Origin of the sequence: Pseudomonas sp. NPDC085632, from assembly GCF_044541255.1 — a bacterium.
Taxonomy (GTDB): domain Bacteria; phylum Pseudomonadota; class Gammaproteobacteria; order Pseudomonadales; family Pseudomonadaceae; genus Aquipseudomonas.
Window position 1 is genome coordinate 36,709 of sequence record NZ_JBITSX010000014.1, and the last position, 23,468, is coordinate 60,176.

The 23,468-nt window shown below is 58.0% G+C and carries 13 protein-coding genes; 7 read left to right on the plus strand and 6 right to left on the minus strand.

The features are described from left to right. The first annotated feature begins 49 nt into the window (after positions 1-49). The 6 genes from ACIF4X_RS12450 to ACIF4X_RS12475 are packed head-to-tail and all read left to right on the plus strand — an operon-like array spanning position 50 to position 6,769. A complete protein-coding gene (locus tag ACIF4X_RS12450) occupies positions 50-775 on the plus strand; it encodes an RDD family protein (RefSeq protein ID WP_397482338.1) in 726 nt (241 codons plus the stop codon). Next, positions 772-1,749 carry a stage II sporulation protein M gene (locus ACIF4X_RS12455; RefSeq protein WP_397482339.1) on the plus strand — a complete coding sequence of 326 codons (978 nt, stop codon included), beginning with the start codon at positions 772-774 and terminating at the stop codon, positions 1,747-1,749. Before ACIF4X_RS12450 ends, ACIF4X_RS12455 begins: the two co-directional genes overlap by 4 nt. Next, positions 1,736-3,283 carry a DUF4129 domain-containing protein gene (locus ACIF4X_RS12460; RefSeq protein WP_397482340.1) on the plus strand — a complete coding sequence of 516 codons (1,548 nt, stop codon included), beginning with the start codon at positions 1,736-1,738 and terminating at the stop codon, positions 3,281-3,283. Before ACIF4X_RS12455 ends, ACIF4X_RS12460 begins: the two co-directional genes overlap by 14 nt. Beyond that, the gene (locus tag ACIF4X_RS12465) at positions 3,280-4,443 is read left to right on the plus strand and encodes a DUF4350 domain-containing protein (RefSeq protein WP_397482341.1); all 1,164 of its coding nucleotides are present in this window, start codon (positions 3,280-3,282) and stop codon (positions 4,441-4,443) included. The genes ACIF4X_RS12460 and ACIF4X_RS12465 overlap by 4 nt, the downstream gene beginning before the upstream one ends. Beyond that, positions 4,440-5,441 (plus strand): MoxR family ATPase, encoded by a 1,002-nt coding sequence (locus tag ACIF4X_RS12470; RefSeq protein ID WP_034153443.1) that lies wholly within the window; start codon positions 4,440-4,442, stop codon positions 5,439-5,441. Before ACIF4X_RS12465 ends, ACIF4X_RS12470 begins: the two co-directional genes overlap by 4 nt. Further along, positions 5,438-6,769: a DUF58 domain-containing protein gene (locus ACIF4X_RS12475; protein ID WP_397482342.1), complete on the plus strand. Its 1,332-nt coding sequence runs from the start codon at positions 5,438-5,440 to the stop codon at positions 6,767-6,769. Before ACIF4X_RS12470 ends, ACIF4X_RS12475 begins: the two co-directional genes overlap by 4 nt. On the opposite strand, the gene ACIF4X_RS12480 is transcribed toward ACIF4X_RS12475, so the two are convergent. From ACIF4X_RS12480 to ACIF4X_RS12505, 6 genes are all read right to left on the minus strand, one after another. Further along, complete coding sequence (locus ACIF4X_RS12480) at positions 6,770-10,816, minus strand: hypothetical protein (RefSeq protein WP_397482343.1); 4,047 nt, start codon at positions 10,814-10,816, stop codon at positions 6,770-6,772. It abuts the gene before it with no gap. Next, positions 10,813-14,931: a neuraminidase-like domain-containing protein gene (locus ACIF4X_RS12485; RefSeq protein WP_397482344.1), complete on the minus strand. Its 4,119-nt coding sequence runs from the start codon at positions 14,929-14,931 to the stop codon at positions 10,813-10,815. The genes ACIF4X_RS12480 and ACIF4X_RS12485 overlap by 4 nt, the downstream gene beginning before the upstream one ends. Further along, a complete protein-coding gene (locus ACIF4X_RS12490) occupies positions 14,928-18,668 on the minus strand; it encodes a Tc toxin subunit A (RefSeq protein ID WP_397482345.1) in 3,741 nt (1,246 codons plus the stop codon). Before ACIF4X_RS12490 ends, ACIF4X_RS12485 begins: the two co-directional genes overlap by 4 nt. A 144-nt stretch (positions 18,669-18,812) precedes the next feature. Continuing rightward, positions 18,813-21,950, minus strand: coding sequence for a hypothetical protein (locus ACIF4X_RS12495; RefSeq protein WP_397482346.1), 3,138 nt, complete (start codon positions 21,948-21,950; stop codon positions 18,813-18,815). A gap of 244 nt (positions 21,951-22,194) precedes the next feature. Then, positions 22,195-22,551, minus strand: a complete 357-nt coding sequence (locus tag ACIF4X_RS12500) for a PilZ domain-containing protein (protein ID WP_093430706.1) — start codon at positions 22,549-22,551, stop codon at positions 22,195-22,197. A 231-nt stretch (positions 22,552-22,782) separates the two neighbouring features. Then, the gene (locus ACIF4X_RS12505) at positions 22,783-23,169 is read right to left on the minus strand and encodes a tol-pal system YbgF family protein (RefSeq protein WP_242208145.1); all 387 of its coding nucleotides are present in this window, start codon (positions 23,167-23,169) and stop codon (positions 22,783-22,785) included. A 170-nt stretch (positions 23,170-23,339) separates the two neighbouring features. On the opposite strand from ACIF4X_RS12505, the gene ACIF4X_RS12510 reads away from it, so the two are divergent. Beyond that, positions 23,340-23,468: pyruvate kinase (locus ACIF4X_RS12510; RefSeq protein WP_397482377.1), on the plus strand; the 129-nt coding region annotated here is incomplete at its 3' end.

Sequence of the window (23,468 nt, forward strand, 5' to 3'; positions counted from 1 at the left end):
CTAGCATCGGTCTCACTTGCACCCCGAACAGGCGAACATCAGGTAGCCCATGCTCGAGCCCACAGCACCGCCAAGGAAAGCACCGCTGGCCACGCCGCTGGATACGCGGCATCAGGTCGAAACGCCAGAAGGCATCGACCTGCCGTTGCGTCCCGCCGGGTTGATGGTGCGTGCCGTGGCTTTTGCGGTCGATCTGGGTATTCGCGGCGTGATCATGGGCGTGCTGTTCATCGCCCTGGCGTTTCTCGGCAAGCTCGGCATGGGTCTTGGTTCGCTGCTGCTGTTTGCGATCAGCTGGTGGTACATGGTGCTGTTCGAAGTGCTGCGTCAGGGCCGCTCGCCGGGTAAACAATGGATGGGGCTGCGCGTGGTGCACGACGACGGCACACCGATCGGCTGGTCGGCCTCGCTGTTGCGAAACTTGCTGCGCTTTGTCGATCTGCTGCCTTTTGGCTACTTTCTCGGCACCCTCAGTTGCCTGCAACACCCAACCTTCAAACGCCTCGGTGACATGGCTGCCGGTACGCTGGTGATCTACAGCGAACGCCCGCTCAGCCGTCCACAATTGCCTGACGCCGAACCACGGCGCTCACCCGTGCAACTCACCCTCAGCGAACAACGCGCCGTGCTTGGCTTCGCCGAGCGCCAAGGCGAGTTATCGCCAGCGCGGGTCAATGAGCTGGCGGCGCTGCTCGCCCAGCCCCTGCATATTTCTGCGCCCAAAGCTGTCGCTGAACTCAACGGCATCGCTCGTGGCTTGTTGGGCCCGACATGAAGCAAAGCCTTTTCGAAAGTCGCCACAAGGACGAATGGGAGCGTTTTGCGCTGGCCCTCGAACGCCTTGAACATGGCAAGGACACCTCACAAGTCGCCGGTTTCCCCAAGGCCTATCGCAGGCTTTGCCAGCATCTGGCATTGGCTCAAGAACGTGGCTACAGCAGTTTCCTGATCGACTCTTTGCAGCAACGCGTGCTGCGCGGCCATCAGCAGTTGTACCGTCATCGCAGCCGGCTCGGCGCCAATCTGCTGAGTTTCATCCTCGCCGACTTTCCACGTCTGGTGCGCGCCGAATGGCCTTTTGTGCTGGTCGCCTGCCTGCTGTTCTTCGGCAGCCTGATCGGCGTCGGCGTGTTGGTGTATGTGTTTCCCGAACTGGTCTACAACCTGATCCCCGCCGATCAGGTGCGCGAGATGCAAGGCATGTACGACCCGGTCGCCGGCCACCTCGGGCGCCCAGCCGAACGCGCAGCCAGCGAAGACTGGGTGATGTTCGGTTACTACGTGATGCACAACATCGGCATTGCCTTTCAGACCTTCGCCAGCGGCCTGTTGCTGGGCGTGGGCAGTGCGTTCTTTCTGTTCTACAACGGCATGGTCATCGGCGCAGTGGCCGGGCACCTGAGCGAGATCGGTTTCGGCCAGACCTTCTGGTCATTCGTCATCGCCCACGGCGCCTTTGAACTCACCGCCATTGCCCTCGCCGGAGCTGCCGGCCTGGAACTCGGCTGGGCCTTGATCGCACCCGCACGGCTGACCCGCAGCGAAGCGCTGAAACGGGCGGCGCGCAAAAGTGTGCTGCTGGTGTGCGGCGTGATGTTGTTTCTGCTGATTGCTGCGTTTATCGAAGCCTACTGGTCATCGAAAACCAGCGTCACGCCGCTGACCAAATATCTGGTCGGCACCGGGCTTTGGGCATTGGTCGCGGTCTATCTGTTGTTCGCCGGAAGGACCCGTCATGCGCCTGAGTGACGCCACCGTGGTGATCCGTCCGCGCACCACCTGGGAAGCCATGGACCTCGGCGTGCTGATGAGCCAGCAACATCGGCGTCTGCTGATGACCAGTTGGGCGATCATCACCCTGCCGCTGTTCGCCTTGCTCAGCCTGTTGCTCTGGGATTCGCCGTCACTGGCGGTGTTTATCTTCTGGTGGCTGAAACCGGCGTACGAACGGCTGCCGCTGTACATCCTGTCGAAAGCGCTGTTCGGCGAAACGCCGACACTCAGACAAGCCTTGCGCGAATGGCCGCGCCTGCTCAAACCGCAGCTGCTGGCCAGTCTGACCTGGCGCCGCCTGAGTTTCAGCCGCAGTTTTCTGCTACCGGTGGTGCAACTCGAAGGCCTTGATGGCAGTGTCCGACAACAACGTCTGCACGTGCTGCTGCAACGTAACGCCGGCGCCGCGCAGTGGCTGACCATCATCGGCGTGCATCTGGAGACGGCGCTGTGGATCGGCCTGATGGTGCTGTTCTACATGTTGCTGCCGCAGCAGATCGAAACGGATTGGGACTGGCAGTCGCTGATTCTCTCGACAGGTAACGAGTGGCGTTGGCTCGAACATCTGACCAATGCCTTCTACGCGCTGGTGCTGGTGGTGTGGGAACCGGTCTACGTCGCCTGCGGCTTCAGCCTTTATCTGAACCGGCGTACGCAACTGGAAGCGTGGGACATCGAACTGGTGTTCCGCCGCTTGCGTCAACGTCTGAATAACAGTGTGTTGGGGTTGCTGCTGGCAGTCTGTCTGATACTGCCGAACGTGCCCTCGGTTTGGGCTGCTGAGCCCGATGACGGTCCACAGACACCGCGTATGTTGAATCAGCCACTGACCAGTCAGGCATCGCGTGACAGCATCAAGGCACTGCTTGAGCAACCGCCGTTCAAGAACAAGGAAGTCGTCACCCGTTATCGCTTCGGCGACGACCCGGCGAAATCTGCCGAAGCGCAAACACCCGGTGAAGCGCCGCAGTGGCTGAAAACCCTGCTGGGCTGGCTCGACGGGCAACACTTGAATGGGCTGGCGAAGATCATTGAAGTGCTGTTGTGGAGCGCGGTCATTGCTGCGCTGGGCTGGCTGATCTGGCGTTATCGCGAGTTTCTCCAAGCCTTCGTCAGTCGCCGCCCGAGACTGTCCGCAAAGCCGAAACGCGCGTTGCCGCGACAAGCCTTTGGCCTGGACTTGAACCGCGACACCCTGCCTGACGACATCGCTGCCAGCGCCGAACAACTCTGGCAAAGCCAACCCCGTGCAGCGTTGGGCCTGTTGTATCGAGGGCTGCTCAGCCATCTGCTCCACGACTTCGACCTGACCCTGAAACCCGCCGACACCGAAGTCCAGATACTTTCGCACGTTGAACAATTGCAGCGTCCCGAGCTGCTCGCGTTCAGCCGCAACCTGACTACCCACTGGCAGAATATGGCCTACGGGCATCGCGTGCCGGCGGCGTCTCTGCAGCAGGAATTGTGCGATGGCTGGCGCGCCTTGTTCGGCCCCGGAGCCGCCAGTTGAATCGCCGGACATTGTGGTGGGTCGCTGCGTTGATCACCCTGTTGGTGGGTGCGCTAAGCGTTTTCCTCTGTCTCAAGGCCAAGCCTTACCAGGAGGAAGTCGATCACGGCCCCGCGCCTGCCGCGCAGGCCAATCCCTATCTGGCGGCCGAGCTGTTTTTGCGTGAGCGCGGCCTTACTGTCAGCCATGCCGAAAGCCTAGCGGTGCTCCCGGACATAGACCCGCGCAGTCATACATTGCTGTTGTTCAACGATCGCTCGCGAATGACGCCGCGGCAGGTCGATCAGGTGTTGAATTGGACGCGGGCCGGCGGGCGTCTGGTGTTCGTCGCCGAATCGCTGTGGGATGAGCGGACGAAACAGAGTAACGACCTGTTGCTCGATCAGGTGCAACTGCATCAATCCCTGAGCAAAGATCTGAAAGACCTGCCCGCCGACGCTGAACCAGAGCGCTTCCCGCAACTGACCAAACTCTATCTGGAAGACGAAGACGCACCGGCCTATGCTGGCTTCGACACCGACTTCCACCTCGACGACCCGAAGAATCTTGCGCAAGCCTGGGCCAACAGCGCCAAGGCCACACACATGATGCAGCTGCCCTACAGCCTTGGCACGATCACCGTGGTCACCGACGCCGACCTGTGGAAAACCGCAGCCATCGCCCAGTACGACAACGCCTGGCTGCTCTGGTATTTGAGCGCCGACACCGATGTCACATTGATCTATAACACCGAGCACGATGGCCTGTTGACCTTGCTCTGGCGTTACTTCCCGCAAGCCATCGTCGCCCTGCTCGCATTGATCGGCCTGTGGCTCTGGCACGTCGGCGTACGCCACGGCCCACTGCAATTACCCGCGCCAAGTGGGCGTCGGCAACTGCAGGAACACCTGCGCGCCAGCGCCGATTTCCTGTTGCGCCACAACGGCCAGCAGGCACTGCTGCAAGCACTGCAACAGGACGTTCTGCGCCGCGCCCGTCGCCGCCATTCCGGCTTTGATCAATTGAACGTTGCCGAACAATGGCTGGCGTTGTCGCGCCTGACCCGGCAACCCACCCGCGCTATCAGCCAGGCCCTGAGCCCGGTGCCGAACCGGCGGATCTCCAGCGCCGATTTCTGCCGCCAGGTCGCCCACCTGCAAACCCTGAGGAACACGCTATGACCGAACAGATCGAGCCCGGCAGCGCCAGCCACGCCGCCCAGCAACGCCAGCGTGCGAGCCAGTTGGCGCAAGCCGTGCGCGGCGAATTGCAGAAAGCGCTGATTGGCCAGAACCAGGTGATCGACGACGTGCTGACGGCGCTTATCGCCGGTGGTCACGTGCTGCTCGAAGGCGTGCCGGGGTTGGGTAAAACCCTGCTGGTGCGCGCATTGGCCCGTTGCTTCGGTGGCGAGTTCGCGCGGATTCAATTCACCCCGGACCTGATGCCCAGCGATGTCACCGGCCACGCCGTGTACGACCTGCAAACTGAGCAGTTCAAGCTGCGCAAAGGCCCGCTGTTCACCAACCTGTTGCTGGCCGACGAGATCAACCGCGCTCCGGCGAAAACCCAGGCAGCGCTGCTCGAAGCCATGCAGGAGCGTCAAGTCACGCTCGAAGGTCGCGCCCTGCCCATCGCACAACCGTTCATGGTCCTGGCCACGCAAAACCCGATCGAACAGGAAGGTACCTATCCCCTGCCGGAAGCCGAACTCGACCGGTTCATGCTCAAGGTGCGCATGGACTACCCCGACGCCGATCAGGAGCTGAACATGGTGCGTCAGGTCTGCCGTTCGACCCGCGCCGACATGCTCGACGTGCAACCACTGCGCACCGTGTTGCAAGCCAAGGACGTACAAGCCTTGCAACGCATCGCCAGTGACTTGCCACTGGACGATCAGGTCCTCGATTACGCCGTGCGCCTGGCGCGCAGCACACGCACCTGGCCGGGGCTGACCCTTGGCGCCGGGCCACGCGCCTCGATTGCCCTGGTACGTTGCGCCCGTGCCCGCGCCTTGTTACGTGGCGGCGAATTCGTGATTCCCGACGACATCAAGGGCTGCGCGCTGGCCGTGCTGCGTCATCGCGTACGCATCGCCCCGGAGCTGGACATCGAAGGTCTGCAGGTCGATCAGGTACTCGCGCAATTGCTCGACCAAGTCCCGGCGCCGCGCCTGTGAAACCCTCGCGCCTGCTGTTGATCTGGCTGTCATTGCTGCTGGTCATCGGCATTGTGCTGGGCACTTTGCGCGCACTGGAAATCGACATCCCGGCCAGCCTGGCATCGATCAACTGGGGTTTGCTGCTGGCGCTGTTGGCCCTGGCGGTGCTGGACGCGTTGCGCCTGCAATGTCTGCCAACACCGCGCATCACCCGGCAAATGCCCGGCAGTCTGGCGCTCGGCCGTTGGGGTGAGGTGCGGCTGGAGGTCGAACATGACTTCACTGAGCCGATGCACATTGAACTGTTCGACCACCCGCCAGAAGGTTTGAGTTTCGAACACCTGCCGCTGTCGATTGAACTGCAACCCGGCCAGCGCAGCCTGCTCGGCTATCGCCTGCGCCCGCTCAAGCGTGGGCATTTCAGCTTCGCTCACTGTGAAGTCAACCTGCCCAGCCCCTTGGGATTGTGGTCAGGCAAACGCCTGCTCACTGTCAGCGACCAGACCCGCGTCTACCCCGACTTCGCCCGACTCTACGGCGGTGAGCTGTTGGCGGTGGACAACTGGCTCAGCCAGCTCGGCGTCCGCCAGCGGCAACGTCGCGGTCAGGGTCTGGAGTTTCATCAACTGCGCGAATTCCGTGAAGGCGACAGCCTGCGCCAGATCGACTGGAAAGCGACGGCCCGTCAACGCACACCGATTGCCCGCGAATATCAGGACGAGCGCGATCAGCAAATCATCTTCCTGCTCGACTGTGGCCGGCGCATGCGTAGCCAGGACGATGAACTCTCGCACTTCGACCACGCGCTCAATGCTTGCCTGCTGCTCAGTTATGTCGCCCTGCGTCAGGGCGATGCAGTGGGTTTGAGTACCTTCGCCAGCGATCAGCCACGCCATCTCGCGCCGGTCAAAGGCGGCGGCCAACTCAACGTGCTGCTGAACTCGGTTTATGACCTCGACAGCACGCAACGTCCTGCCGACTATCAGGCTGCCGCCAATCAACTGCTGACACGACAGAAGCGACGGGCACTGGTGGTGCTGGTGACCAACCTGCGTGATGAGGACGATGAGGAGCTGCTGAGCGCGGTCAAGCGCCTGAGCGCACAACATCGGGTGCTGGTCGCCAGTCTGCGCGAAGAAATGCTGGATACGTTACGTCAGACCACGGTGCAAACATTACCCGAGGCGTTGGCTTACTGCGGCGCGGTGAACTACATGAATGAACGGGCAGAACTCCATGAGCGGTTGAGTGCTCATGGCGTTCCGGTGGTGGATGTCCGGCCTGCGGAGTTGGGGGCCGAACTGGTGACGCAGTATCTCAATTGGAAGAGAAGTGCGGCGCTTTAATCATCTCTCGATCCGGACGAGCACAAATCCGCTGCTCGAGGTCCCGTCAGGATTCTCGACTTTGACGTCAAGGGAAACGATTTCCGACAGTTCCATCACCCGCCAAGAGGTTTTGTATTCACCGTTGTCATCCGTAATGGCCTCAATGTGTGGCAGCCTGCCGTTAATGGAGAAAAGAATTTTCCTTTTCGGCATCGGTTCTCCAGAAGCCTTGTCTACGATCAACGCAGTCATGGTTACCCAGTCGTTCACGAAAGCCGGATTCGGCGCAGCGACGACGGACTTCACAACCGCAGGACGTTCAGTGACAGTCAACCGCAGCGTTTCCACATCCCAGCCAGCCAAGCCGCCCTTTACCGACGCCCACAAGGCTGCCTCACCTGCAGAGCCCAAGACAAAGCGCACCGTTGCCAGGCCATCGGTACCCGTCAGTGTTGCCGGTAAAGATGTGTTGCCGTACTCCCACATCACTTCGACATTAGCCAAAGGCTCGCCGGTATTGGCTGAAACCACCAAAGCCTGAGCTGAAATTTCTTGCCCCGGATAACCGGTCAAATCATCGCTGAACAGCTCTTTGATCTGTCGAGGCTCATGCAGGTAATACGACAACGAAATCGATTCCGAATACTGCACATCCCCCACCGTCGCGGTCAGTTGCGCCGCTCCGGGAGTCTTGGGCACAAAGCGGATCCGCGCCTCGCCGTAGAAGTTGGTGGTCGTCGTCACCTCGCCAAGATCCGGACTGCGCCAGACAACATTCATCCCCACCATCGGCCTGCCGCTGATGGCCGAAACAACGGTGATCTGCTCGGACACAGCCTCGCCCCAGTACAGCGTCTGGCTAACCCGCGAACGCTCGGCGATCTTCACCACTTGCGCGCCTTCACCCACCGACATTGCATTGACAGGTGACCATCGTGCCAGGCTTTCGCAGGCCAGAAACAAGCCGAAACTGCCATTACGCTTGTCATCGACCATGAAGGAATCGGTGAATCCCGCCTCGCGGCTGAAGACCCTTGGCAAACCGAGTACTGGCTGAGTAAAACGAATGCCGAGTGCCTCGGGCCCGGTGCCGACCATGCCCAACGTCAACTTTCGACCGGACAAAAAGGTGTCTTGCGGGGCAGTTACATCGATTCTATGGGTCAGTTTGCGACGCGCGAAACCAGTGTCCTGGCCGAAAGGCTGTGCAGGTCCGTTGTCCATACTGAACTGCAATCGAGCCCACGGATCGTCGGCCAGCGAACAGACCTCCATCGAACGTGTATCTGTAGCATTGTCATACGGACTGGTGACCGACACTTCAACCGTTGCCGATCCGCCTGTGGTTGCTCCATACGCAAAGCCTGCCCAGCCATCGTCAGCAGTCACGTGTTCTTCAGAGTGACCATCAACCTTCCACTGCGTTGGCACTTGAACCATGGCATCTTCCGAGAAATCCGAACGTACCTTCGCCCACATCCATGCAGGGTCCTGATCCACGATCGGGAAAACGGCAGACTCACGCACGGTTTCAATGCTGAGTTTGTTGTGGCCCAAGTGCATTTTGGTGACATCCGTCGAGCCAGCCCCCGCGGTCAAGAATTTCAGACCGAACGCCCCGCCCCCCCGACTATCGGAACAATCCAGTGTCCAGGTCATGCCGCTTTCATCAATAACATTGTGGCTATGTGGAGGCGGATCGAGAACGATGTCCAACTCTGACGCTGGAGTTCCGGACCATTGCAAATCCATGTCAAGACCCACCAGGGCACTCAGTGCGTTGGTTCTGAAAATACACCGGTGTACGGCACCCAGGCAGGGATACAGCAACTGACCTCGGTCGGTGCTCATATGATCCAGTTCCAGAGTGAATTCATCGTAAATGTCCGGCGATATCAAGCGACCGAGCAACTCTCGATCTTCCAGTGAATCGGTCAACAACCGCAGTCCGAACATGCTGCTGCGGCTCTTGGCGAATTCAGAACTCAGAGTCCAGATCAGCGGTTCATCTGCCCGCAATACCCTGGGCTCGCCAAGTTCACTCACCACCAGCCCGATGCCTGGTTCATCAATGCCCCATGCCAGCGTGATTTCCTGGCCGATAAGAGGACTGTCGGCAAGCGCCGTGACCTCCAGAGAATGGATTTGACCTCGTCGGCAGAAAAGACCCAGAACATTGTCGGTGTAGCCGCGATTAAAAGTGATGTTGACCTTGTCCTTCCATGAACTCCTGGCAATCGCTGTCACGCTGAATTCGCACTCATGCGGCGCAGCAGATTCATGCGCTCGGACCGCTGCGGTGATCCCATGAGTCCCGGGTTCTCTGGTGTAAAACTTCAGGCTCCCCCAACCACCGCTTCCCGTTTGGCTCTGCACGACGCTGTCGGCCATTTGCCACTCGACCAGCGCACCGATGACCGGTTCGCCGTCGCCCTGATCAGTAACATGCACCACCTGCAACCGCAGGTACGCACTTTCGTACGCCTCCACCACCGGACTATTCGCGGCCTGGCGTACCTCTTTGATTTTGATCCTGTTGCGCGCCAGCGACATGCGCTTCCTGGGCGACGGCAACAACAGCTTCGAGCAGACCAGTGACAACTCGAATATCCCGTCGCGCCGGTCTTCGCAGTTCAGCGTCCAGGATGCAGTGCCCCCTCCATCGATCGGCATGGGCACCGATGTTTCCAGTGGCGGACTGACCACGACACCCAATTGCCCAGGCTTGTCACCGTGCCAATGCAGATAGAAGTCGCTGCCTCGCAGACGACTGTTGGCCGCCAGCATTACATCAATGAAATGGGTAGAACCCCGGTTCGGATAACTGTTATCAATCCAGTCCCTGATCTCGTTGTTTTCACAGACAGTCAACTGTGCCCACGGATCCTCGCCCAGTACCAGCACGTCAAACGTCTGGGTCCACACACCCTGCTCGTAATAAAGGCTGACCACAGAGGCTTCGATAACGAAGTCCCCTGCTGCCTTCGCCGCATAATCGAAGTAGGCCCAACCTTGTTCATCAGTAACGGCAGCCGCCAACACCCCGTGCTCGGCGGTCGCCCAGTTCACCGTAAGCCCGGCAAATGGCTGGCCGGTGTAATACGACGCCACTTGCACACCCAAACGGACACTTTGCTCAATCAACGGGTAGTAAGCAGCCTCGAGCACCTCACGAAAAATCAGCCGATGATGCCCCAGCGATACGGGGATCTCGTAGGCCTGCGAGGTGTAACGGTTGCGCAAGCTCAGGGTGAATTCGTAGTCCTGATCATCGATCAACGGGCAATCGAGCGTCCATGCCGCGTCCAGCGTTTGCTGGGTGTCCCACGCAGGCGTCGCGACAATCGCGCCCTGCGGGTTATTGTCGATGCTCAATGCAACCGGGGTGCCGTCCCAAGGGTTATCGGGCACAGGTACAAAACCGAGCATGTGGGGCGTGATCAATGCGTCGCTGCCAAAAGCTCCGCCCTTGCTGGCGCCCTGACACAGGTACATTTTGCGCAAGGGCGGGAACGACAGGCCGTCCAGCTCAATTTCCTGCAACTCAAGTGGCGCGAGTTTCAACTCGATTTTGACGCGTGTAACCCAGAGTTCGCCCAATGGACTGGAAGACTCTGTCGAGCTGAATATTTCGATGCGCAGTGGCTTTGAGCTTGAGATGTCCGATGTCAGTTCCACTTCATGCAGGGTCGGACTGAATCGCCTCTCTGGCCCGGATCCGAAATCCTCGCGCTGTTGTGCCTGCCCGGGTTTACCGACGGGTTTGAGTTCGATGCGGTAATGCTCGGTTTCTCCCTGAGAAATCCTCACCCAGCCTGATTGGCTGAAACTGCTTTCCCATAGAAAACTCAGCCAATAAGCACCCTTGCCATCGGGATCTCTGGGAAGTGTGACGTCCTGAGTGACACCCGCGCCCTTCGGCGCTTTGAGGTACTGGACAGGCGTGTTGTCGTAATACGCCGTGCCTATAGCGACCCCCCCCGTCCTTGCCCAACATTCGAACCGTTCTTCGAAATCCCCGTTGCACACCAGGTTTTCATTCACCTGAACGATCGGATCATTCATGACTGCGCACTCCCTTGCCCCTGCCGGCCAGGCCCTCTTTTCGCTGCATTGACCAACTCCTTCACCGAATCGGTAAACGACTGGTCTCCGCTCTTGCACGTATAGCGAATGCGCAAGATGCAATCGTTCATCGAGCCCAGCATGGCCTTCTGCGACGGTTCTTTATGCCATGGCCATTTCAGCTCCCAGGCGGATACCACACCGGTATTTTCAAATGGATAGAGCAAACCTTCATCTGGCTTCGCCGCCGCCATGCCGTTGTCGGCAATCCCCACCGACAGGGCAATCTGCTGGCCCGGACGCAAGTTGAACAGCATATCGGAAGGGGCCACTACCCCAGGATCAGGATTGTGCAAGTACTGCACTGACTGCACCGAAGCCCGGCTGGCAGTCATGCTGCCGACCTGCAGCAAGGTCGCGCGCACGTCCTCGAAAGGTCCCGCCAGCACTGGCAAGTCGATTTCCACCGAACTGATCTGCCGGCAGTAATGTCCCGGATAATCCCGATCGAACAGCAATTGCGTCAGTCTGAAATCCAGCGAGCCGGTGGTCTGCAATTGCGCCAATGCATCTTCCCAACTACCGATACCGAGCTGTGGGTCTATTGCATCGTTGAACAGGCGACGCAAGGAGATGGTTTTCACCAGTTCAAGCCGTCGCTCGGTGCGCTGCAGGTACTCATACTCCATACGCAGCAGAAACGCGCGCAGATGCTCGCCAGCGGTCAAACCGTGGCGTTGATCCTGCCAGACCTGCGGCAAGGGAATATTGGAATCGTAATCGCCGGTTTCGGCATTCATCGCCGCTTGCGCGCTGAGGCACAGACTGACGACTGCGTCATAAGCCTGATAGTGCAAGGCCTTGAGCTGGCCCAGCATCCAGCCGAACAATTCGGCATTGGTCGCGCGCTTTTTCAGGTAGTTGTACATCGTCAACGCCTGGGCGTTAGCTCGCAGCGTTTGCGCGAGGTTGGTTCTGGCGGCATCAATCGCATGGCTCTGCGCGACGATCTGCGCATCGATGGCCGCGATTTCTGCCAGCGCCTGATCGCGTTGCAGCCCCCATTCATTGCGGCGACGGCGATAACCTTCGGTAGTGGCTTGCTTGTCGGCATCGATCTGCAACATTGACGAAGCTATTTCCAGGCCAAAGCAGATGGCATCCGTGACTTTGTCGACACGAAACCCGCCGTTCGCCATACCGAAAATATTAGGCGCCGCCGCCACTGCCGCGCCTACCGGTTTGAGGACTTTGGCCGTCAGCGCCAGCTCTTTGGACTGGTCCAGGTTTGCCATGACCTGATATTCGACGGCCGACACGTTTTCGTCATAGCGGGCTGCGTAAGCATCTGCCCGTTCCCGCGCCACTGTCCGGCTCTGCTCAAGCGCCGTCATGCTCGCTTCCAACTGAGCGATGGATTGCTCCTGCACGGTTCTGGCGTAGTTGCCCAACTCCACCAGATGGTTTTGCTGCAGCTCTTCCTGCTCGGCACGATCACGCCGCTCAAGCAGATTGAGTACCTGGCTGCCGTAATCCTGCAAGGCCTGCACCGCACGCAAGGCAACCTCGAAGATCGCGCGCCAGCGAAACGCAATCACCACCAGCCGTCCGCCCATCGGTCTGGTGCCTCCGACACCCCCTGCTGCCAGATCGCGCAGCAATTGGTTCGGGTCAGTCGGTGGGTTGAACAACGGCAGGAGCATGGGCTTGCCATCAATCGTCAGGTTGTTGCGCAAGTTGTTCATCCGGTATTGCGGCTCGTTGAACCGCGTGAACAACTCATCATTGACGGGTTCCCTGAACGGCGCACACCCCAACATGCCCAGCATGGGAGCTGTATCGGAGCCGGCCGGAACATCTGCCAGGCTGTAATCCAATGTCTGCTCGAAAGTTTCCAGTGCCGTACGCGTGCAACTTTGGTCCAGAAGGTTCCCCAGCGTCGCGGTCTGCCACAAGTTCACCGATTCATTCAGAGGCGGTTTGCCCATCAATGATCCCGCTTGCACATAGCACAGCTTTGCCGCCACCAGGCTTTCGCGGGTCAGTTGGCGGTAATGCCAGTCCCCCCAGGCCATGAGGTTCTTCACATACTCGATGAACATCAGCATCCTCAAATGCACAGGCGCTGAATATCCAATCGCATCCGGGTCGGCGGGCGCCACGGCTTCACAGCCGGCATTGCCCAGATCCTTGAGCAACGGTCGGCAGCGCCAGTAATCCGGCTTCTCGGGTACTGAGCTGCTGTCAGCAGTAGCCCGGGGATCGAAGACGAAATGCAACCACGTCTGTGCTTCGGCAAACCGCTCCTCATCACGCAAGCGCGTCGCGATCAAATGCGGCAAATGGAAAAACAGTTCCCAGAAAAACAGCCCGTTGGCACCGTCGAAAGCGCCATTGATTTCTTTGAAATCAACACCGGTAGGCGGCGGCTCTGACAAATGCTGGGAGTCCCAGTTGATCAGCGTGGCTGGAGAGACAGTGGAGCGTGTGACCAACTCGGGGCCGAACAGCGAATTGAGCCGAACGTATCGCAGTGCCCAGCCAGCGCCCAGTTGAAAGTCGAGAAATTGGGCGGCATCCGTGGTGTTTTTCAGCAGCGTTGGCGCGATGAAATCAGGGAGATCGACAATCGTCAGGTCAAACTGTTTGCCGCCAAAGCCTTCAGTATCATTCTTTAGGGTGAACTTGACGTTGTTCCAGGAGCCTTTTGGTCGAGTAAAAGTGCCCAAAAACCTCATCGTCCAACCGCCGGCTGTAGACACCGCAAGTGTCACCGGCGCGGGGTCGCCATTGGCGGAGTTCTCCAACTGCAAGGTAAAGTTTGTGTTCTTCTCTGACAAACCTGTGGGCCTGCAAAAACCCTCAACTGTCAGCTGATCTTTGTCCCCCACTCGCATGGCGAAGACGTTCAGCCCCAGAAAAGCTGCCATGGCGCCTGACGGTGACTCGCTTGGTACCACCGTAGCCTCAAGACCCAAGGGGTGCTGAACCGTCAAGGCAGAAACAAATCGTTCATTCTTGGCCAGCTCCAGCCAGGTACCACTGTCTTCGACAACGGGGCGCATCAGCACATCGATGATCGCGGTCTCTTTCAAGGCACCGGTCTCGGTTTCATCATTGGCCAGCAATACCCCGAGCTTGCCTTTGGGATTCTGCGAGTCGACCCAAACAGTTGCGATCAATCGGGCACCTGCCGAGAGATCCTCTTCAAACTCGCTATGGCGTAAATTCAAAGGCGCCGACCACTGGCCGGTCTGCCTCATGAAGGCCACATTGATATCCAGTTGATGGGGTACGAACCGGGATCTATCGTCTGGCAATGGCAGTTCTCCGTCGCCCGGAGGATCGGCTTCGATGATCTCGCCGACCTTGTCCCGCCACTCCGCCCAGACCAGACACAGCCGGCCGTTCCAGACCACCGGACGCATGTCCAGCACCCGGCCGGCAGGTTGAATATCCACGGCTTTCCATTCACTCCACGCCGCCGGGTTGACGGCAACACACGTGGGCGTGATCTCGATTTGCGCCTTGCGCCAGAAGTACTGGAACGGCGGCACCCGCTGACGCCCGACAAAGTAATAATCGGCGCGCTCCGGGGTCGTGCCGTCCATGTAGCCACTGATAACATCCAGATCGCAGATCTGTTCGAAGGCTTGCAAGTAATCCCGCAGCGCGGCTAGAACCGAATCGATGCTCAAACGGGCCTGGTTGAGGTAGTTTTCAAGGGTCTTGAACAGATCCGTCTTGCGTTGACGCACGCACGGATTGATGTAGTTTTCCGGGTAGAGCGCGATCATCTGCACCGCGGCCCAGTCCGAGTAGTTGTTGTACAGCGCCCAGTTTTCCAGCTGCTCAGGGGGAAACTCGTGGTCTTCGAAACCGGGCTCCATTTTGTTGTACACCGCACTGATGTATTGCTGCGCACAACTGATCGCTTCGGCCACCCCCGACGTCTGCACCCGAGCACTGTCCAGCGGGTCGATGCGCAGCAATTCGAACACGTCCTCCGGGGTCTGCAAAGGCGGGTAACGCTCCGCCCTTACTTGCCCGATGCAATACTCAAGCAACGCGGTACGACGTTTTTCCTGCAACAGGCCAATGTTGTTCGACGTCATGATCCTTGCTCCGTGGAAGAGGTTCCCGAGTCACTGGCGGAAGGCGGTGACGCTTGTTCAAGCGAGTGGCTGCGGCCTTGCGTTTCCCCAAACCTGATGGGTTCGAAGAGAACCCCCTGCCCGCTTGCCAGGCTGCGTATACCGACTACGAATTCATCGCTGAAATCGCTGGTGATATGAACCGTGGTTTGACCTTGCTGATTGGTGAAACCCTGTGCCGGACGGATCCTTGGCCTTTCTTCGGGATCTGTTCCTTCTTCCCAGGCCCAGTCCACCAGCATGTTGGCCCCAAGGTTTCCGTACTCGTCCACCATCGTGGCGTAGAGGGTGATTTCCTGACCAAGCGGCACGACCTCCGTTGGCACCGGAGATATCAGCGCGGTGGGGAAACTCATACTGTTGGCGTCGGCGATGACGTTGATGCTCACTACCCACTCAGGCTCGAGCAGGCTCATGGAAAAATAAAGGCTGTCCGTGCCCAAGACTTTGCCCGGAAAATACTCAGCCGTGAGGACTCCGTTGGGATCGGTGATCCCCGACCTGATGGTCCCTAGCTCGGAGTGCCAATCAACAGCGACGCCTTTCAACGCTGCACCTCGGGCGTCGGTGAGCGTCATCGTAATGATCGCCTTCTCATCCTTTTTACGAGCGAAGACTTCTGTAGTAGTCACGGTGTAAATCATCCTGACCAACTGCTTCAGTTCGCCCGGTGTTTGCACGACTGGCACACGCGTCTGGGTCTGACTGAGCAGAGCCAGTTCAGCTGCCTGGGCATAGACTTCACTGGCATCGGTTGTCTCCGGCAAGGTACCGATCCGCAAAATGGTCCGGGCATCCATTCCGGTCTGCATCGACAACTGGTAAACGCGTATCAGCAGATCCAGTTGTTCCAGGGTTTTCAACACTTGGGTTTCAGGATCGATATGGCGAACGCATTCGCTGACTTCCTGCGCGCTCCAGGCGAAGAATTCAGCCAGTTTGATCGCCGCTGCCTGCTGCACCACGCGTAATGCATCGACGTTTAGCCTGGACGGTAGCGAATGGACCTGACGCAGATAGTCGAGCAATTTCTGCTCCGGCTGTTCACTCAAGCTGAACGCGCGGGCCAGCGTGGTCATTGCGTAAAGTATGCGCACCGAGAACACATATTTTTGAGAGGGATCGATGATGGTGAGTTGGTCGATCCACACCTCATATCCATAATCCAGATAATCCCGGACCAGTTCCGCACTCAAGCCCAATGTCGATACAACTTCAGCGCGCTGGCGCACAACAGCCAGCAATTCGAGTAACGGATCTGAAGGTTCGTCGCGCCTGCGCTCCGTCGCTGGCGATTCGAGGTCAGTGCGGTCATGCATCTGGCGCAACAGTTGATACACCGAGGCGTCGACCCAGTTCAGCACCAGAATGGCCAGCTCGCCCTCGATGCCGGCGTAGACTGCCAGCGACTCCCTGACCAGCGACACCTGAGCGTCTCTGGCCTGCAGAAGAACGGTGAGCATGATTTCGGCCAAGACGCTGACCTGGGTTTCCTCAATGCGCAGGCCGTTCCTGACGGCCCATTCGAGCTTCTCGCGGGCAAAGGCCGAATAATCTTCCGGCGTCATGGCAGATGCCAGTATCAGGCCATTGGCATCGACAACCGGCGCCAGCCCCTCACTGTCAATCGACAGTAAATCCAGCCAGTCGCTTTCGCCGGCCGGCGGAATGCCGGCTACGAGAAAAGAATTATTGGATAAAAGCGCGCTGGGCAGGAGGGTGCCGACCTTGTCGAAGAACTGCTGGTCCTGCTGGGAGAAGTCGCTCAGACGCAGTGGTGCACTCACGTGCTGCAACATCCACAGCACCGATATGTTGCTTTGCTCGCACCATTGCACACAGGCCTGCATGGCTTCGATCAGGCTCAACACACCCGGACCGCCAGCCATGGCGCCAATGCGGCTGTCATCATCCACCACGTCGACAATGCCCGGCCTGCCCGCCAACCCTTTGAGCCAGCTTTCTCCCCCCAGCACACGGAGCATCAACACGCCTTCGACCGGCGTGATATTCAACAACCGGGGCAGTTTTACCAAACGGTAAAAACTGGAAATGACCGCCGAACTGCGCACCAGATTATCGGTAAGATCATGAGCCTGGGCTATCGCCAACGCGAGGTAGTGGTAAGTCTGAAGATCAATGCCCAAACCACTGCATAGCTGGCTCACCGTCAGATTGTCTTGATCCGATGTCGGTATCAGCGCAAACGGTGTGCCGTCGAGTTTCAGCGGCTCGCGATAATTGTCCTGACTGTTGAAGACCTGATCGAACTGCGACAGTGCATCACCGCGACCGTACAGTGACAGTTCATCGAGAAACACGGCGAAATCCGCTGCCGTGCAATTGTGCCGTTCACGCAGTCGCTGAAACAGACCCAATGCATGGATCACGTTGACCGAAATCGCCCACACCTCAGGCTTTTCGGCACCACGTGCTTCAGCCCTGATCGCTGCCACCAACAGGGCGTCAGTCTGCTCGGGAGGCAGATTCAGCCATTTGTCCAGGCGTAACTTGCGGTTCAGTCGATCAAATGTATTCAAGCCTCTTGGGCTATTGGGATTAACGATTATCCGATGAAAATACTTCTCTGTCTGTGTGGTGACACCGATAGCGGGGTGAGCATTATCATTGATGTAAACCGAGCCGGATCGGCCGCCTTCCGGAACGTCGGGCTCACTGGAGTATTTGACATTGGCCGAACGCCGCGGCGCGTAGTCCCCAACCGAAAAAAGACTTGTCACCTCCTCGGCCACAAGATTTGTACGTTCAGCCAAATAATATATCTGACTGAGATTTATAAACTCCAAGTCTTCGGTGCCAAAGTTCTCCAGATAAAACTGATACATCTCCTCGAAATTTTTATATTCCTCAGTCAGCAACTGCTGCTGGTACGGACCAAGGCGAGAGGCATGAGCCAGAGCAGCAGCGGCAAGCCTGGTCAGGGATCCGGAGTGCAAGAAGTTGGGGAATTTCACGTCAACGACGTTGGCAAAATCCCCCACTGATCGTCCGTTGAAACCCGCAACCCCATCAACCGTGACCCAGTGCTGGTAATACGGCAGACCGTTGGGATAGCGCGCTTTGATCAATGCCTGTTCAATGGGAACCGTTGTGTTCGCAGCGATGAACGCCTGCAGCACGCGTACGATCACGTCGACTGATGACTCCGGCGCGTTCAGCGTTTTACTGTCGACCGTCAACGTCATCAAATCCGTGCGGCGCTCATGCAACGGCAGCTTGGTGTTGTCACCAACGCATTCGATCAAGTCGCGAATCAAGCGATACAAGAAGACGAGATATGCCGAAGGCCCGAACATGGACTCCAGAGAATCCGAGGGGCACTTGGTTTTCAATTGCAGATCGAACATTCGCTCCAGTCGCGGCCCGACAACGAGTGACATCAAACCGCTGGAAGGTCCTGTCGGTCCGACTTTGTCCCCCTGCGCGTGACGTTCAATAAACCGACGCCGCACGTAGGTCGCCAGGCTGTTGGCCCGGCGCAAAAAGCGCTGGGCCTCTTCCTGCTCAAGTCCGTACTCGCCGACCAGCACCGGAAGACCCCTTTCGACCAGAGGAAAAATCGATCCCCCCTGCTCAATGTAACTCCAGAGCTTCGACAGCCGGTTTTGCGCAGTGGACGTTTGCTCACCAAACAGTTGAATGAACAACTGCGCAGCGGGACGGAGTGAATCAGCCATGGTCACATTCCTTGAGTCGATAACGGGCCCGATCCGCCTGATTGTTGTGTCAGGCGGACCCAGCATCCCATAACGATTTAGCGCTTGAACGCAGCGGCTGCCAACTGTCAGAAATGACAGGTTTAGCGCCCGTTCATCGGAAATTTACAACCGTGTTTTATCCGCCGGCGCTGATTCGATTTCAAAGCGCTCACTGACGACCCAGTCAGAACCCAGCGGATCACTATCGCTGGGTTGCAGCTTGAAACGACACCAGTTGCCACCCAGCGGTAACGCCTGGTCAGACAGACCTTGCCAGTCCGGGTCGGCCTGAATCGACGCTACCCACGTCTGGTCCGGGTTGAACGGGTCGACCACAACACCGACACCTTGACGACCCTTGCCGGCAAACAGCACCGGGTTGCTGGCCCAGCGTCCCGGCGCTGGTAAATCAATGGTGGGCAGATAAGTAGCGAGCTGAACCGTGCGCTTCGCGCTATCGGATTCAAACCCTTCGTAAGCCGCCACAACTTGCAGTTCATGATTGCCTTCGTCTTGCCCAGGCTCCAGCGTTACCGACCACGTCCGGTTTTCCCGCACCTCGACGCTTGCCTGGTCGCTACCCAGCGTCACGGTCACGGTGTCGCCGGGCGTCGCGAACCCCGACACCACGACCCGTCGGCCGATATGGTCATCGGCAGTCGGGGTTTCGATAAACGGAGCGACCGGTACGACCTTGTAACGCAAACGCTCATTGGGCTGAGAACGCTGCGCAATGCCATTGAGGACGAAGGTCTGAAAGGCCCAGATGGTTGTGTTGCCCACCGGCAAACTCACTTCGGCTTCCCAGTTGCCTGACGCCTGCACCTCAATATCCGTCAGCAATGGCTCAGTAGCGCCTTCCAGCCAGACCTCCACCAGCGCGGTAGGTCTGCCCGTGCCAGCAATCTTCGAGGTGCGCGGCGCTTTCCCGCCAGGGATCGGCGTCGTGAATCGAGGCGGCGGCACCACCACCTTGAGTTCGTGCACAGCGCTGTTGGTCGACTCTTGCCCGTTGAGGATCTGTTGCGCGTGGAGGAAATAATGCCTCAGCTCCAGATCGCGTAGTTCGATCGACCATTTGCCCTCCTCAAGCAATTCGAGCGGAGCACCCAGCGTTCCTCCCATCTGGCGGTCATGCAATTGCATGATCGCGCCCTGCATACCGTTATCACCTTCAATGGTGACGTCGTACCCCACTTCTGAGCCGGATACCGGCGCGACGATCAGCGGTTGCAACATGACTCTGTGGACAGTGAAGGTTTTCGATGCCGACACGGAAGGGAGATCGACAACGATCTGGGTAACGGTGACGCGGTGAAGGACTCCCGGTTCGAACGCTTTGGTTCGCTGAAATGTCCAGCGTTCACCCTCCACATCCGCTTCGTACTCCATGTCGTCGTCACTGAACCGGAGCTTTACCACCGCTTCAGACCAACAAGTACCACTGAAAATCGGCTCCAGCCCCTCCTCGGCAGGATCGTCCAGGCCTGGCGCCAGCGGTGGAATCGTGACGCACAGGATGAAAGGACGTTGTGAGGGATGGTTTCCCAGATGCTGTGTAATGCGCACTTCCCGCGTTTTGGTTGGCCCCCACTCCACCAAAGCGGGCGTTGACCATTGGCCGTTCACGACCCCTACACTTCGTGCAACCTCGTGTGCATCGGGATCTCTGAGCGAGACGGTGGCGCCGGTGTAACCTTTGCCGCTGAAGACCGGTAGATACGCCTCGGTGTAGCTCGCCTCGGTGATATCCGGCATGTCGTTGTGGACTTTGAACTCGAGAGGCTGCGATTCGATCCAGCCATTGGCGTTGTCGGCGATCTTTTGAATCACCTTCACATCGTAGCTGCCCAGAGGCCAGACAACCGGGGCCGTTTCCCACCCGCCTTCCCCATCAACGCGGATGTTGGGAGGCAAAGGCAGCGAGCTGTCGCTGACAGAGAACTGGATTTCGGTCGAGAGGTTTTTATCGAAATGGCCGGAGCCGGAGAACTTCAAACTTGTATCCGGGAGAAAGGTGACCTCAGGTTTTTCCAGTTGTGGAGGGCGGATTCGGAAAGAGCGGGGGGCGCTGCGACCGGAACGGACGTTTTGAAATACCTGTTCAGCTACCAGGCTGACCGGCCCCGGTGGCAACTCGGCGACAGACACGCTCCAACTACCGTGAACGTTCGAAACCTTGTCCACTCCCACCTGGGAAGTTGTCAGGTCCAGGAACACTACAATCGTTGCATCGCGCAGACCGTTATCGCCCTCAAGAACAAATGACTGATCTTGCTCGAATACAGGTTTCGGGATGCGCGGCCAACCAACAACTGTAAAGGTTCTGGGATCGGTGTAACCAACCCCAATAGCGAGGTGCTGATATTTGACTTTTACGCTCAATTCACCGCTGTTGATATCCGACACCACCATAGGCATCTCCCACAACGCCGTCGTCGTATCAAGCGGATCACTCAAAATTACAGAGTGGTTATCTGCCCTGACAATCTGAAGAGTTAAGCCAAGATGCCCAGTACCTTTAAACAATAACGCCCCCGCCCCCACGATCTCATTGACAGAGGGTGAAGTCAGCTTTGGCACAATGAGATTAAGGATCTTTTTGGTCTTTCCGTCTCTAGAATGATTTTGAGCATTGTGACGGACGGATTGCCGAATAGAGATGTTTATATATCCGATAGGTAAATTCTGAGAAACATTGACTCTCCAGTTCCCACCGCCAGAAAATTTCTGACCGATAACAGTAGTATCGTCTCCATCGACGAGTACCGGAACGCATTCGCCAAGCTCACCACCCGACCCGCTCAACACGGTTCCTTGAATATTTTCAGCTATAGGTTCGGAAGTAATGAAATAATTCCGAGTGGTGTAGTCTGAAAACTCGGATCCATGCCTCCATCGAATACTAAGTTGAGCGACCCCAGACAAAGTAGAAGAAATCTCCCAGTCATGAAACCCCTCAGCTCCAAACCATTCACCGGATAGTTCATACGCCCATTCATTTACAACATGAACATATATCCAGACTTGATGAACCCCACCAACCATCGGCAATATAAAACGCAAATTGAACACCTTATCGACCCAAGCAAGGTTATCCGGTTTAACGACCTGTACCGTATCCGGCTTACGGAGTTCATGGACACCCGATTCGATATTCCCAGCGTTAGATAATGAACCCGCGTCTGACACTGACGGCCGGAGTTCATCCTTTATAAACTCTGGCTTGTGTCCGATATCCTTTTCTTCGTCAGATGTCATCTGTCGCGCTCCACAGTCGTCAGTCATTTCCAAAAAATGACGATTGCTCAGACTACGGCTGCTCTCACATTGCGGGCACCTGTAAAACCTGACAGTCCCGACCAACGGTAATTCTTCCAAAAGCGGCAGACCACCGCCTGCCGGCTAGCACCCTTGGCCCGGAGCACAAAGCTGCTCCTGCGGATACCTGCACGTCATAGATCGAAGGTGAAGTGAGCGCACGCGAAACGTTTGACAGTTTGAATCAGGCAGACGCCGGCAACGGCTGAAAACTGAAATAACGCTGCAACGCCTGCACCAACTGACCGAACTCCGGCGGGGCGCGTTGCAGGACAAAGCCGGCGTCGTAGTGCAGCGGCGTGGCGTCTTCATGGCACCACACGCAGCACGCGGTGAAGTCGATCACCTGTTGGCAGCCATCGCTGGCGGGTATTTTCAGACGCAACTGGAAATCCACGCCGACCATCATCGGCAATTGGCTGATGAGCATCAGCCCGTCTTCGGAGAGGTTGCCGAGAAAACCGATGGGCTTGTCGGTGACGCTGTTGAACACTCTGAGGAAATACGGCAACTGATGCCGTTCGATCCGTTCGGTAAACATGCGCGGTTCGCCATGCAAGGCTCTGTCACAGAGCCGCACCTTTGCTTCGGAACGTGCCTGTGTCGCAGGCCCGCTCTCCCCGCTTCCGGTGTGACGGTCGCTACGTCGCCGTCACCTGATCACTTGCCAGTCGCAGGTGTTGCTCCGGGTTTACAGATTCAGCGCTAAACCCGGGTTATTCGACTATAGCTCAGCTTGTACACACAGCCAGATTTTGTATGACAACTGTCATCAGAAGCGCGTCGGGCGCACCACGGCAGCGGCACTGCGTGTCGGGTAATGACCCAGGCTCTGCAAGGTTTCCAGACGCGCGCGGGCGCGGAAGGCATATTCGCTGTTGGGGTACGAAGCAATGATGAACTGGTAGGTCTGCGCCGCGTCGACAAACATTTTCTGCCGCTCCAGGCACTGGCCGCGCATCATCGACACTTCCGGCCACACGTACGGGCGGGCACGGCTGGCGCGTTCGACCTTGGACAGCTCGAGCATGACCTGCTCGCAGTTGCCGCGATCGTAGGCGCTGTAGGCGTTGTTCAAATGATGGTTCATCGACCAACGGGTACAGCCCGTGACGGCGAGGACGCTGAGGGCAAGGGCGGCAATGGGTACGAATCGCATGAGGGTTCTCCTGTCTTGTGCTCTTTATCGACCCTTGCCGAGAAATCTTCAGAAGTGTTTGCGCCAATCGTCGTGTTCAATAAAGAAAGTAATAAGTAGTGCATTCGAACAATGACTACACCCCAAGAGCATAGTAGCCTTCGCTAGCGCTTGAACTCAGGAGTCTTTGCATGTCCGTCCGTCGTACCAAAATCGTCGCTACCCTTGGCCCGGCCAGTAACTCGCCGGAAGTTCTCGAACAGCTGATTCTGGCTGGTCTGGACGTTGCCCGTCTGAACTTTTCCCACGGCACCCCCGAC